The sequence below is a fragment of the Bifidobacterium sp. WK012_4_13 genome (assembly GCF_041080835.1).
Lineage (GTDB): Bacteria > Actinomycetota > Actinomycetes > Actinomycetales > Bifidobacteriaceae > Bombiscardovia > Bombiscardovia fermentum.
This window is the reverse complement of record NZ_CP129683.1, coordinates 1,238,150-1,250,840: the sequence shown is the minus strand read 5'-3', so window position 1 is coordinate 1,250,840 and position 12,691 is coordinate 1,238,150. Positions and strand designations below refer to the sequence as shown.

Annotated in this window: 10 protein-coding genes; 7 read left to right on the top strand and 3 right to left on the bottom strand. The window is 57.2% G+C overall.

The window, feature by feature from the left end:
* The first annotated feature begins 23 nt into the window (after positions 1-23).
* The 6 genes from QN062_RS05115 to QN062_RS05090 all read left to right on the top strand — a co-directional run bounded on the left by QN062_RS05115 (position 24) and on the right by QN062_RS05090 (position 7,045).
* Positions 24-1,013 (top strand): NAD(P)H-dependent glycerol-3-phosphate dehydrogenase, encoded by a 990-nt coding sequence (locus tag QN062_RS05115; RefSeq protein ID WP_369340775.1) that lies wholly within the window; start codon positions 24-26, stop codon positions 1,011-1,013.
* 97 nt (positions 1,014-1,110) lie between these two features.
* Positions 1,111-2,340, top strand: a complete 1,230-nt coding sequence (locus QN062_RS05110) for a D-alanine--D-alanine ligase family protein (RefSeq protein WP_369340774.1) — start codon at positions 1,111-1,113, stop codon at positions 2,338-2,340.
* Positions 2,341-2,667: 327 nt separating this feature from the next.
* Positions 2,668-3,822 carry an ABC transporter substrate-binding protein gene (locus tag QN062_RS05105; RefSeq protein ID WP_369340773.1) on the top strand — a complete coding sequence of 385 codons (1,155 nt, stop codon included), beginning with the start codon at positions 2,668-2,670 and terminating at the stop codon, positions 3,820-3,822.
* A 6-nt stretch (positions 3,823-3,828) separates the two neighbouring features.
* Positions 3,829-4,770 carry an ABC transporter permease gene (locus QN062_RS05100; protein ID WP_369340772.1) on the top strand — a complete coding sequence of 314 codons (942 nt, stop codon included), beginning with the start codon at positions 3,829-3,831 and terminating at the stop codon, positions 4,768-4,770.
* Positions 4,761-5,747 (top strand): ABC transporter permease, encoded by a 987-nt coding sequence (locus QN062_RS05095; protein WP_369340771.1) that lies wholly within the window; start codon positions 4,761-4,763, stop codon positions 5,745-5,747. Before QN062_RS05100 ends, QN062_RS05095 begins: the two co-directional genes overlap by 10 nt.
* 29 nt (positions 5,748-5,776) lie before the next feature.
* Positions 5,777-7,045: an ABC transporter ATP-binding protein gene (locus QN062_RS05090; RefSeq protein ID WP_394854741.1), complete on the top strand. Its 1,269-nt coding sequence runs from the start codon at positions 5,777-5,779 to the stop codon at positions 7,043-7,045.
* A gap of 138 nt (positions 7,046-7,183) precedes the next feature.
* Here QN062_RS05090 and QN062_RS05085 read toward each other — a convergent pair whose 3' ends face one another.
* Genes QN062_RS05085 through QN062_RS05075 form a run of 3 tightly spaced genes read right to left on the bottom strand, consistent with a single transcriptional unit; the run spans position 7,184 to position 10,699 of the window.
* Positions 7,184-7,993, bottom strand: a complete 810-nt coding sequence (locus QN062_RS05085; RefSeq protein ID WP_369340769.1) for a copper homeostasis protein CutC — start codon at positions 7,991-7,993, stop codon at positions 7,184-7,186.
* Positions 7,980-9,491, bottom strand: a complete 1,512-nt coding sequence (locus QN062_RS05080) for a M81 family metallopeptidase (protein ID WP_369340768.1) — start codon at positions 9,489-9,491, stop codon at positions 7,980-7,982. Before QN062_RS05080 ends, QN062_RS05085 begins: the two co-directional genes overlap by 14 nt.
* A gap of 44 nt (positions 9,492-9,535) precedes the next feature.
* Positions 9,536-10,699 carry an ROK family protein gene (locus QN062_RS05075; RefSeq protein WP_369340767.1) on the bottom strand — a complete coding sequence of 388 codons (1,164 nt, stop codon included), beginning with the start codon at positions 10,697-10,699 and terminating at the stop codon, positions 9,536-9,538.
* Between the two features lie 155 nt (positions 10,700-10,854).
* Here QN062_RS05075 and QN062_RS05070 point away from each other — a divergent pair, with 155 nt between their 5' ends.
* Positions 10,855-12,654, top strand: coding sequence for a peptide ABC transporter substrate-binding protein (locus tag QN062_RS05070; RefSeq protein ID WP_369340766.1), 1,800 nt, complete (start codon positions 10,855-10,857; stop codon positions 12,652-12,654).
* Positions 12,655-12,691 lie beyond the last annotated feature (37 nt).

Sequence of the window (12,691 nt, the reverse complement as noted above, 5' to 3'; positions counted from 1 at the left end):
GGGCTCAAGGTAAGGAGAGGATTTTGCATATAACCGTTCTGGGAGCAGGAGCTTGGGGAACCACTTTCGGCAGGGTTATGGCTGATGCCGGCAATGAGGTCATGATGTGGGCGAAGGAGCCGAACATCGTGTCTGACATTCAGGACAACCACCGTAATGCCTCCCGGCTTCCCAGTGTCGAGAAACTGCCTGACACGATGACGGCCACCGGGAATCGAAGGGCCGCCGTCGAGAATGCAGACATAATAGTCGTTGCAATCGCGGCGCAATTCGCCCGTGTCGCCTTGCAGGAATTCACACAGTTCATTCCCGATCGGGCGATCGTCGTCTCCCTGATGAAGGGTATCGAACGCTCGACGGGCAAGCGCATGGACATGGTCGTTCGTGAGGCCTTGCAACTTCCCGAAGACAGGTTCGCAGCGGTATCGGGACCGAATCTGAGCAAGGAGGTCGCCGATCGAAAGCCCACTGCGACGGTTATCGCCTCGGCCAATCTCGATGCCGCTCGTACAGTCGCCCATGCCTGTACCACCGCCTATTTCAAGGCCTATACCTCTCAGGACGTCGTCGGGCTGGAACTGTGCGGATCGTTGAAGAATGTGGTCGCGCTTGCGGTGGGCATGTGCCGTGGCGCCGGATACGGTGAGAATACCGTTGCAATGGTCCAGACGAGTGGCCTCGCCGAGATGTCGGCTCTCGGCAGGGCCCAGGGCGCCATCGCCGCGACCTTCTCCGGACTTGCGGGAGTCGGAGACATGGTTGCCACCTGCGGTTCCCCGTTGAGCAGGAACTATACCTTTGGCTTCAACCTTGGCAAGGGCATGGGAGTCGATGAGGCCACCAAGCTGAGCAATGGGGTCGCCGAAGGCGTTCCGACGACCGATGCGATGCTCGCGCTGGGCAGGAAGCTCGGCGTGAATACCCCGTTGGCATCCGCGATGAGCGATGTGCTCAACAATGGAATTTCATGTGCAGATATGCTTTCGGAACTGCTTGGCTCATCCGAAATGTGATAGAACCAGCCAAGGCGAGGTCAGGATCAATGCGAGCTTTGACTGGCGGATCGTTGGACTGATGTGAGTTTTGGGATTATCGGTGTGAAGGAGAGACATGGCGAAGAAACGCATTGTTGTGCTGTACGGAGGCGTGGCTGACGAGCATCCTATTTCTTGCATTTCGGCGGCAAGCGTCCTGCGCGCAATCGATACGGATCGCTACGATGTGATTCCTGTCGGGATTACCAGGAAAGGTCAGTGGATTGTCGACGGAGAGGATCCCAAGGGCTGGAAGCTAGGGGATTCGAATCTTCCAAGCGTCGAGATCACGAAGAGGTCAAGGCCGGTGCTGCTCGATCCTGCACTTGGTTCGGATGGTTTCTTCGCCGGCGAGCATGACGATCTGAAGAATCCCGCCAACGGCTACGGCACCAACTTCGTGAGCATGAGCGACATCGATCCCGGCAAGCACAATATGGTATGCACGCTCGGCCATGTCGATGCGGTGTTCCCGGTGTTGCACGGACCCTATGGCGAGGATGGGACGGTTCAGGGCCTCTTTGAGATGATGAACGTGCCTTATGTCGGCTGCGGCGTGCTCGCATCCTCGGTGTGCATGGACAAGCATTTCACCAAGATCCTGCTCCGCGCCGCGGGAATAGACGTCGCGCCCTGGGTTACCTTCGACGCCCGTACATTCGATGCAGATTCACAGTTCGGGAACAGTGCCGATTCCATGCTTGCCCAGGTCCGGGAGGCAGGATTGCATTACCCTCTGTTCGTCAAGCCTTCAAGGGCTGGGTCGAGCTTTGGAGTGACCAAGGTCGAAGGCTCCGACGCTTCGGACGAGGATGCGGCGAAGCGGCTTGCGGCAGCTGTCTTCGAAGCCTCGCACCACGACTGGAAGGTACTTGTCGAAGAAGGCATCGACGGCCGTGAGATCGAATGCGCCGTCTTGCGCGACGTCCCTTCCGAAGCGACGCGCACAAGTCTGCCGGGCGAGGTCGTGCTTGACTCGCGCAGCAAAGGCGATGACGATGCCTTCTATGATTTCGACAGCAAGTACATGGATGAATCGGCATCGCATGTCGAAGTTCCCGCGAATCTTCCACAGGATGTGCTTCAGCGGGTGCGTTCCGTCGCCGGAAAGGCCTTCGACGCGGTTGACGGCATGGGTCTGAGCAGGGTCGACACCTTCGTCAGGCCAGACGGCTCCGTGATGGTCAACGAAATCAACACAATGCCTGGCTTCACCTCGATTTCGATGTATCCAAAGGCTTGGGAGGCCACAGGAGTCGAATACTCGAAGCTGATCACCATGCTGATCGAGGGAATTCTCCGCTAGCTCACTGCATCCTGATGCCCACTGCCGGGCATCGGGATGCAAGTCGTCTGTGATGTTAAGGCTTGTGATGTTGAGGCTGCGATGGCGCGTCTGTGATGCCGAGGATGCGACTGCAACATCATGGTGACATGAAAATTCGCAGAGGAATCATGCTCCGTTCATCTTCATGCGTGCATGGGTTTACCTTTCGACCCTACCGTGGGATGTCGTGGTTCGTGAGAAGCACAAATCGGTGCAGGAATCAGGCTCGGGCGGTCACAGGGTTGAATATGAAGAGTCCGTTGTGTACGGATGCCGTCCGGGAATTCCTCATATGAAAGGATTACCGTGTCATCGCTTCGCAAGATTATGACGGTTTCAATTGCAGCTCTGCTCAGTGTGAGCAGCCTTGCTGCGTGCGGTACGGCTTCGGCAAGTGGAACGACCAGTTCATCGACGAGTTCGAATGCAGAAGCCTCAACAGCTACATCCTTGAGTGATTTCGGGTCGATGTCAGCCCTTGAAAAGGCGGCAGAGGCCGAAGGCAGTCTGAACGTCATCGCTCTGCCTCATGACTGGTCAAACTATGGCGAGGTCATTGCAGCGTTCAAGAAGAAGTATCCCAAGATCAAGGTCAACGAGGCCAATCCGAATGCCTCCTCGAAAGAGGAGATCGACGCCATCAAGACGAATGCGGGAACCGATGCCGCTCCTGACACGGTTGACGTGGGTCTGGCAGTCGCCGCTACGAGCACGAAGTACTTTGCGCCATATAAGGTCAAGGCCTGGAGCTCGATCGATTCCAGCCTGAAGGAGAAATCGGGACTGTATACCGCAGGGTATACGGGAATCATGTCAGTGGGCTGGAACAAGACCAAATACGGCAGCATCACCAAGCTGAGCGACCTGTTGAAGTCCAAGTTCGCCGGGACTGTCGCCCTGAACGGCAAGCCAGCCGAGGCGGGCGCTGCGTTCAACGGCTTCCTCATGGCAAATGCGCTGTCCGGAGGCACGCTCACCAATCTCAAGCCAGGTCTCGCTTTCTTCAAGAAGCTGGAAACCGCAGGCAACCTCACACAGGTCGATGTTACCGATGCGACGATCGATTCCGGACAGACTGGTGTCGTGTTTGACTGGACATACAACCAGGAGTCCTACCAGAAGAGTCTCAAGGCCAAGGGCATCGACTGGGAATACAAGACGTTCCCGAAGGCACAGGTCGTCTCGTACTACAACCAGGCGATCAACAAGCAGGCGCCTCATCCAGCCGCTGCACGTCTGTGGGAGGAGTTCCTCTATTCCGCACAGGCTCAGAATCTCTGGCTCAAGGGCGGCTCCACACCAGTGCTCCTGACGCAGATGAAGAAGGATGGAACGGTCAACAAGACGATCCTGGCCGACCAGCCACAACTCACCGGCAAGGCAATCTCCTATACCAATGACGATTCCACGAGAATCACCACATGGTTGCAGAACAACTGGGACAAGACGATCGGTAACTGAGCAATCATGAGTGGATTTTCTTCAACGAGTTCCACATCACCTGCCAGACCGCGAAGGCAAGACAAGCCTGCGCGGTCTGGTGGCATTGGGACCTCATTGCTGCATCGTTCAAATGCGCGCACGGCAGCGGTGACGCTGCCATTCTTCGCCTACGTCGCCGTGTTCCTTCTGCTGCCGACGGTCATCGTCATCGTCGGCGCCTTCAGGTCGCCGACAGGTGCATTCACCGTCAACAATCTTCGGAAATTGGCCGAAGCCAACACCATGCAGGCCTTCGGCATTTCGATTGCAGTCTCCGTGACCTCCGCGATCGTGGGTGCGGTGGTCGGCGCGCTCGCATCCTATGCGCTTGTCATAGGCTCGCGGCCAAATGGAGCGCTGAGACGTATCATCGTCGCCACCTCCTCTGTGCTTGCGCAGTTCGGCGGAGTCATGCTCGCATTCGCATTCATTGCGACCATCGGCATCAATGGCATCGTCACCATCATGCTTCATCAGTTCTTCCATGTCACCGTCAATCCGAACTGGCTGTCAAGCCTGCCAGGCGTCATCACGGTGTATAGCTACTTTCAGATTCCGCTTATGATCATCACATTCCTTCCGGCGGTGGACTCGATAAAGCCGCAGTGGAGAGAGGCGACTGAATCCCTGGGTGGAAACACGTGGCAATACTGGACGAAGGTCGCATTCCCGATTCTGCTGCCGCGGCTCCTGAGCTCGTTCCTGCTCTTGTTCGCCAATGCGTTTTCGGCGTATGCGACTGCGGCTGCGCTCTTTTCACAGCGTTCGTTCCTGGTGCCGCTGATGATTCAGGGCGCAATCCGTAATGAGATGGATCCGAACCAGCAGGGGTTCGCTCAGGTGCTGGCGTTCGCCATGGTCGTAGTCGTCGCTCTTGCAATGGTTGCAAGTCGGCTGGTGGAAAAGAGGTTCGCAAGATGGCAGTGAAACCCGTGGCACATGCAATTGCACAGAAATCCTCGTGCCCTGTGCGCAATGAATCGGACCATGCGGCAGAGCGAGACGTGAGCGGCGCGGGGGCGGCCACCTTGGTACCGACAGGGAGGAATGACAGACAGAAGTTGGGACGCGACGTTCCTCGGCTGAGGGCCAGGAGGCTCAGGCAGCAAAATATCATCAAATTCGTCATCATCGCGCTTACGCTGCTGTTTCTGCTTGTCCCACTCTTGGCGATGCTGCTGTTCACTGTGCGGCAGCCGCTTTCCGGTCAGTGGAGCTTCTCTGCCTGGCATGCCATTTTCACGGGCAATGGTGACGATCTTGGAACCGACATGACGGTGCTCTGGCAAGGAGTCCGCATCTCGCTCGCGCTGTGTCTCATCACCGTGGCGATCATGCTTGTTCTGCTGCTTCCGGTCATGGTAATGACCTATTTGAATTCGCCTATGCTCGCGACGGTCGTCGAATGGGTCAGCACCCTGCCCCTTACGATTCCTGCGATCGTTCTTGTCGTTGGCCTTGCACCCATCTATCGCTGGCTTTCTGCAGACCTGCTTTCCACGAATCCGATATGGCTTTGCTTCGCATATGTGATTCTGGTGATGCCCTTCGCATATCGTGCCCTTGCGGTGGGTATGAAATCCATCGATCTACGCACTCTCGTCGAGGCCTCTCGTTCCCTTGGCGCATCCTGGAGCAGGGTGTTCTTCCGGGTGCTCATACCAAATCTTTGGCAATCGATCCTCTCGGCCTCGTTCATCTCGCTTGCCGTCGTTCTCGGCGAATATACCGTCGCATCGCTGCTCGGGAGAGTCAACCTCCAGGTTGCGCTCTATCAGCTCGGACAATCGAATTCTCAAATATCCACGGCGATGGCACTGCTTGCATTGCTGTTCGGCATAGTGCTGCTCGTCGTGCTTGACATCATCGCTGATTCCATCAGAAATCGAAGGAATGCATCATGACCGTAAAAGATAGCGGGGTCAATTCACCCATGGACACCAAGACGCAAACGGAGACGTCGTTCTCGTCGAATCGAGGGGCGTTCGCCGTTCCAGAGCACAGGCATGAGGCGGCAACCATACGCGAGGCCCTGAGCGTGCTTAACGATTCGAATTCCACGGGCGGTGGCGTGCAGCTTCGCAATGTCTGCAAGACATTCGGTGGCAAGGCCAAGGCTCTCGATGGTTTCAACCTTGACATCAAGCCAGGAGAGATGGTCGTCCTGCTTGGACGTTCGGGCTGTGGGAAGACGACTGCACTGCGGGCGCTCGCAGGTCTGGAAGACATTGATTCGGGCCAGATTCTCGTCGGTGGTCACGATGTCACATCCGTTCCGGTGAATAAAAGGGACATGGCGATGGTGTTCCAGGCTTACTCGCTTTTCCCCCATATGACGGCATTGCAGAATGTGGAATTCGGATTGGAGATACGCGGAATCTCCAAGAAGGAACGTCGCAGCAAGGCTGGCGAGATGCTTGAGCTCGTCGGACTGTCGGATCAGTCGAATAAGTACACAAGCCAGATGTCCGGCGGTCAGCAGCAGCGTGTTGCCTTGGCGAGGTCCCTTGCGATATCGCCTCGGGTTCTGCTGCTTGATGAACCCCTTTCGGCGCTTGATGCCAAGGTCAGGGTTTCACTGCGAGAGGAGATCAGACGCATACAGCTGGAGACGGGCACGACGACGCTTTTCGTCACGCACGACCAGGAAGAGGCCCTTGCCGTGGCCGATCGGATCGGCGTGATGAATGACGGGCGGATCGAACAGATCGATGCTCCTCGCAACCTTTATCAACGGCCAAAGACCGAGTTCGTCGCAACATTCATCGGTCTGACCAATCGACTGCCTGGAATACTCCAGGCCAATGCAGGCGAGGCGCTGGTGCTCGGACAGCGCGTTCCTCTGGTTCCGGGTTCAGTTTCAGGATCTGACGGCGACAGCGTCACCGTGCTTGCAAGGCCTGAGACCTTAGGCGTGAGCTTGATGCAGGAAGTCGAATCCGTCGGTCAGCTTCAGGGAAAGAGAGACGATTCGTCGGCCGGAGCGCTGGCAACGGTCGTCGCGATTCATTTTCTTGGAGCGATCGTCCGCGTCGAGGCGCGTATGCAGGGAAACGAGAGTGGACGGCGCAGACCGGACGATGTCGGTCAGGATCAGACGATCACCATTCAGGTTCCTTCCGGAGATCTGCCTCGAGGGCTTGCACGCGGATCCATCGTGAGCATCGTTCCCAAGGCGATTCCTGCGCTCGCCGTCGCCTAGGCTCATCTGAGGCTCAGGCCTTCGATGAGCCATGCGCCCCGGCATGGTCTTCACTCGGCCGCGCCAGAGACCGTGCCGCCCTTGCGCAGCGTTGGCATCACACTGGTGAGATCTGGTGAGATCTGGGGAGATGGCTGCCTAGGCGTTCTGGGAATGCAGATATGAGTCCAACGACACGCGGGCATCATGGACGATGCCGCCATCGGTCGAGAAATGATCGATGGCGGTGGGCTTGTCGCCATATCCCAAGGAAACATAGGTGGCGCCGTGCTGTGAAGATTGCCGGATGCCACGTTTGGCGGAAAGGTGAATCGAGCATGCTCCCGCCTCCATGATGGAGGCGATGTCCTTGACCTGAACTCCTCCGCCACACAGTATGGTCATCGTGCTGCCGCTCAGCGAACGGGCCATGGAGGCGATGGTGGCGATGCCCTCTGCGGCTGATGCGCCTCCACCGGATGTGAGAATCCGATTGACGTCAAGGCCGGAACTCGCCAGACGGCGGACCTCTGCAGCAGGGCTCTCGCTTCGATCGATCGCTCGGTTGACGGTCACCGTCACATCGGGCTTGCACTCATGGGCAACGGCTATCAGTGTGCGCAACGATTCAATGTCGAGATGCCTGTGCTCATCCAATGCACCGATGACGATTCCCGAAGCTCCCGATCTGAGAACCGAACGGATCTCTTCTCCCATGGTGTCCATCTCGTCCTGGGAATATAGGAAATCGCCCGGACGCGAACGGATGAGAGCGTGAACTGGCACGCCCAGGGCGACGCACCGGCGAAGCATGCCATCCGACGGCGTGAGGCCGCCAAGTTCAAGGGCGCTGCATAGCTCTATCTCATCGGCTCCGTTCGCCAATGCGATGGCGGCCCCATGCGAGGACGTGACGGCGATTTGCAATATGTGCTCGTATCGAGCTGTGGCGGATTCACTCATCGCCATGTACCGTATCGCCCTCATTCGACGGGGGAATGATTCTCGCGTGAAGATCGGGGGTGAAATCACCCTGGTCGAAGGGATACATCGGATGCGATATGCGGTGGTGCCCGAGACGCAGCAGATCCTGATCGACGCCACCTGGAGTCAGCGCCATGATCCAGTCCCGAGCCATTTCGAACAGCTCCGGCTCAAGATAGCCGATTTTCACGAAGACCATTCCCGCTTCCCGAGGGCTGAGACCCAAGGCGGTGAAGTCACTCTCATGATGGTACGGCTTGCGCAGCTCGGTGACGATCACGTATAGATTGCCGACCTTGATGACGACTTCGACAAGGGCGTCGACATCGCCTTCGTGAATGGAATGGACGGTTCCCGTAAAGGTCACCGGTCCCTCGTGGATGCTGTCGACCTCTGCGCCTGCCGTGACCGTGACGGTCGCGCCCACTCCGGCATGCAACGCCGTCTCCACTGCCTGTGGTCCCGGAATCGAAGCATACAGAGTCGTTTTGTCGCCATCAATGATGCGTGGGTCGTTGAGCAGGCGTTGCAACGTCCATGTCACGTCGCCCGCTCCTCCGGCGGTGGGATTGTCGCCGGAATCGCTGATGAAGTATGGAGAGACCTGACTGGACAGACCCTTGTCTACGCATTCCTCAAGCGTGCCTGTCGGTGCCACGAACTGGAAGGAATCGTGAACCGACCAGAATGAGCTGGCAAGTCGTTCCGCCTGCTCGCATACCGTGCGCTCATCGTCGCCGGTGACCACGATCGCAGCATGGTTTCGGGGCTCGTCAGCCCAGGCATAGCCTATCCAGATGCCCGCATCCAGAATTCCCTCCTGCTGTTCGACGAGCGGTACCTGTGCATAGAGAGACTTTGCAGGCTCTATGCGGGTGGACGTCTTCTCGCCGGGAAGCAGCACGGGAACTGGTATCCATGCCTTGATTGGCCTGCCTTTGCCAGATTCGAGTCGTTCCACGAGATTCCTCGCCGCGCGTTCCTTGGTGTCCATGGCATCTTCGTGTGGAGCCATGCGATAGCAGGTTATCAGGTCAATCATGTGGGCAAAGCGTTGAGATACATTGCCGTGCAGGTCCATGGAAGTGGAAATGAGCGTATCTGGCCCCACGCAGTCACGTATGCGTGAGAGCAGCACGGATTCCGCGTCATCAAGACCCTCCACCGTCATCGCACCATGGATGTCGAACCAGAGTCCATCAAGATGCGGCATGGCTTCAAGGCGCTGGACCATTTCAGCCGTGAGCTCCTCGAAGCCCTCGCGCGTCACGATTCCTCCAGGAAGGGCCTTGCCGACCAGGGCAGGATGCCAATGTGCCGCCTCCCGCAAAGGGCTTCCCGGTGACATGAATGGATACAGGTCAAAAACCTCATCGCCACGGTGAGGATGAAACGCAGCAGCGTCGGTTCTCGCCGGCGAGAATGTGCTGGCTTCGATGCCAAGTCCGGCGATGGCAATCTCAGGAATGTTGTGTTTTTCCATTGTCTATGGTTCCCCCATGTCTTTGGATGATTGTTTTTGGATGATTATTGCCGCATGAACGTTTGCATGTCGTTGCGCAACGCCTGCTGAAGCGCGAAGACGCCGGCACCGATGAATTCGGCATCGATGCCGGATTGCGTCCGCTCGATGGCAAGGCCCTTCATCACGAGCGGATGGCAGCGTTGTCTGATTTCCTGCTGGACAGCGGATATGAACGGCTTGAGAGTCGAGAAGATGCCGCCAATGTAGACTGCCTCAGGATTGAAGAAATTGACGGATACGGCCAGAACCTGACCAAGGTATGCCCCTGCCCGGCGCAGTGCTGACACGACTTCCGGGACATCCCGCCTTGCGAGATCCACGACATCCATGGTCTGTGAGACGGCTATCCCAGCCTCGGACAGCGTTCGCACCAAGGCATATCCGGAAGCCACCGTTTCAAGGCAGCCCATCTGTCCGCATGAGCAACGCAGCGGATTCGAGTCGACGACTCTGACATGAGTGATGTCGCCTGCCTCATTCCATGCGCCATGATAGAGATTGCCTCCCACTATCACCCCCGCACCGATGCCAGTGCCCACCTTGACCGCAATGAGGTTGGAATGCGAGAGCCGACGGAATGAGCTCTCACCCACCGCCAGAAGATTGGCATCGTTGTCGACGGTGACCGGAACGCCAAAGTGCTCTTCGAAATGTCGACGAACTGGGTATCCATCCCAACCTGGCATGGTAGCCGGCTGGTTCGGCGAACCTGTATCTAGATTCACCGGTGACGGAAGTGCGATGCCTATGCTTCGGAACGATCCCGAAGCCTGCGAAAGAACTGATTCGAAGATGGAATCCAGAGCCTGCAACCCAGGTTCCGGCCCTTTGAAGGTATCGAACTGACTGGTTCGCACGAGTTCGGTAGAACCGCCGTATCTTGCGATGCCAGCACGGACATGATGCCTGCCGATATCGGCGACCAGGGCGAATTCGTCGCTATGGGAAATCGCAAGAACCTGTCTCGGCCTTCCGCCGCTGAAGCAGACGGAGCCCTCGTCGCTCACCAGACCCTGTCTGATGAGCGACTGGACGGTGTCCGAGATGGTCGAGAGCGGCGATCCGGTGAGATGGGCAAGCTCCGTTCTTGTGTTGGCCTGCCCGCTTGCGAGCAGGAAGAGAATATGCTTCGAACTGTTCTTGACCACGGCTCGCCTTTTTGTCATATTTCAATGATGACAGTTCTTTGTAACCGTGAAAAGCGTGGCTGGTTTCTTCAATTCCGTAGAAACTTGCAATTTACGGCAATGGGTGCTGTTCGATTTGTATGGACGATATCTTGAATTCATCCTTAAGCCCAGACTGAAGAAAAGGATGAAAGATGAAGGGAAACAAGAAAATTGCAATTGCGACAGCCGTTGTCTCGGCTCTCGCAATGCTGCTGTCCGGATGTGGCGGGAGCAACGGTTCCAGCCAGGAAGCATCCTCGAAAGATGAAATAAACTATGCCCTGCCCGCGGATTTCACTCCCAACTGGATCCTGCCCATCGGCAAGGCAGGCAAGCTGAACACCAACAACATATCGATTGCCGCATCCCTGTGGGAGCCTCTGGTCGCCTATGACGGTTCGACGGGGAAGGTGGCCTGGCATAAGGACGCAAGCATCGCCAACGATGTGAAGTTCGCGTCCGACGGCAAGAGCGCCGAGATCACCCTTGCCGATCGCACGTGGAGCGACAATGAACCGATCACCTCCCGTGACGTCGAATTCTGGTACAACCTCGTCAAGGCGAACAAGGCCGATTGGGCCAACTACAACGAAGGCTTCGCTCCGGACAATTGGACGAGCCTGAAGATAATCGACGATACGCATTTCACGCTTACCTTCGACCGCACATACAACTCGGAATGGATGTTGGCGAACCAGCTGAGCATGATAACGCCGCTGCCTCAGCACGCGTGGGACAAGACAAGTGATTCCGGCAAGGTCGGCGACTATGACACCACGACCGCAGGAGCGAAGCAGGTCTGGACCTATCTCAACGATCAGGCCGACTCCGTGAGCAGCTACGCCACCAACAAGCTGTGGAAGGTGGTGTCTGGCCCTTACACGATCAAGACCTTCAGCACCTCGGGGAACGTAACCCTTGTCGCCAACGCCAAATATGACGGTGGAGAGAAGGCACAGATCAAGACGGTCAATCTCCTCCCGTTCACCAGCGTCTCCGCTGAGGAGAACGCCGTGCGCAGTGGGCAGGTGGACTATGGCTACATCAGCCCGACCAGCGTCGCCAACAAGTCGCAGTTCACGCAGCTTGGATACAAGGTAGTTCCATGGAATGGGTGGGCGATAACCTACTTCCCATACAACTTCAACAATCCGACCATGGGAGCCGTGTTCAAGCAGCTCTATGCGCGACAGGCGATTCAGAAATCCGTCGATCAGAAAAGTCTGATCTCCACAGTGTTCTCAGGAATGGCCACGGCGGGGTATGGCCCGATTCCCCAATCCAGCTCATCGTCGTTCGTCTCGTCCAAGCAGAAGAGCAACCCATACCCATTCTCCAACTCCAAGGCGAAGGCATTGCTCACCGCGCATGGCTGGAAGGCGGGAAGCGATGGAATCCTGGTCTGTGAGAACGCGGGGACCGGAAGCGACCAGTGCGGCGAAGGAGTAAAGAGCGGAACGAGATTCTCGATGCAGGTGCTTGCCCAATCGGGATCCGAGGTCACGGACAACGAACTCCTGGCATTGCAATCGTCCTTCAAGAAGAGCGGCATAGAGTTCAAGATCAAGAAGGCCCCGGTGAACACGGTGCTTGCCCAGACGCCTCAGTGCACCGCGTCCGAGGCCATCTGCTCCTGGCAGCTGTCGTACTTCGGGACCATGGGCAGCTGGTACTTCCCGGCGTATCCGACTGGAGACTCACTGTTCAAGACCGGTGGCGGATCGAACTTCGGCAACTATTCCGATGCAACGATGGATGCCGCCATCGATGCGACGACTCAGTCGAAGGACAACAGCGCGATTCAGTCATACAGCGAGCTTGGAGCGGAGGAGCTGCCAGTCGTATGGCTTCCTGAGCCTGATTACCAGATCTCGGTCATCAAGTCGGGGATCACGGCTCCCCAGGACACTCTGGCGAACTTCCACCCCGCTCGGTGGTCGTGGAGCAAGTAGTCATCAAGGGGAGAAGGCCCGGGAAGGATAGCAGCAA

What these genes read in the sequence shown, in the direction of transcription:
- QN062_RS05100 (WP_369340772.1), top strand. Translation starts at nt 3,829, where the DNA reads ATGAGTGGATTTTCTTCAACGAGTTCCACATCACCTGCCAGACCGCGA.
- QN062_RS05085 (WP_369340769.1), bottom strand. Translation starts at nt 7,993, where the DNA reads ATGGCGATGAGTGAATCCGCCACAGCTCGATACGAGCACATATTGCAA.
- QN062_RS05080 (WP_369340768.1), bottom strand. Translation starts at nt 9,491, where the DNA reads ATGGAAAAACACAACATTCCTGAGATTGCCATCGCCGGACTTGGCATC.
- QN062_RS05090 (WP_394854741.1), top strand. Translation starts at nt 5,777, where the DNA reads ATGGACACCAAGACGCAAACGGAGACGTCGTTCTCGTCGAATCGAGGG.
- QN062_RS05110 (WP_369340774.1), top strand. Translation starts at nt 1,111, where the DNA reads ATGGCGAAGAAACGCATTGTTGTGCTGTACGGAGGCGTGGCTGACGAG.
- QN062_RS05070 (WP_369340766.1), top strand. Translation starts at nt 10,855, where the DNA reads ATGAAGGGAAACAAGAAAATTGCAATTGCGACAGCCGTTGTCTCGGCT.
- QN062_RS05075 (WP_369340767.1), bottom strand. Translation starts at nt 10,699, where the DNA reads ATGACAAAAAGGCGAGCCGTGGTCAAGAACAGTTCGAAGCATATTCTC.
- QN062_RS05095 (WP_369340771.1), top strand. Translation starts at nt 4,761, where the DNA reads ATGGCAGTGAAACCCGTGGCACATGCAATTGCACAGAAATCCTCGTGC.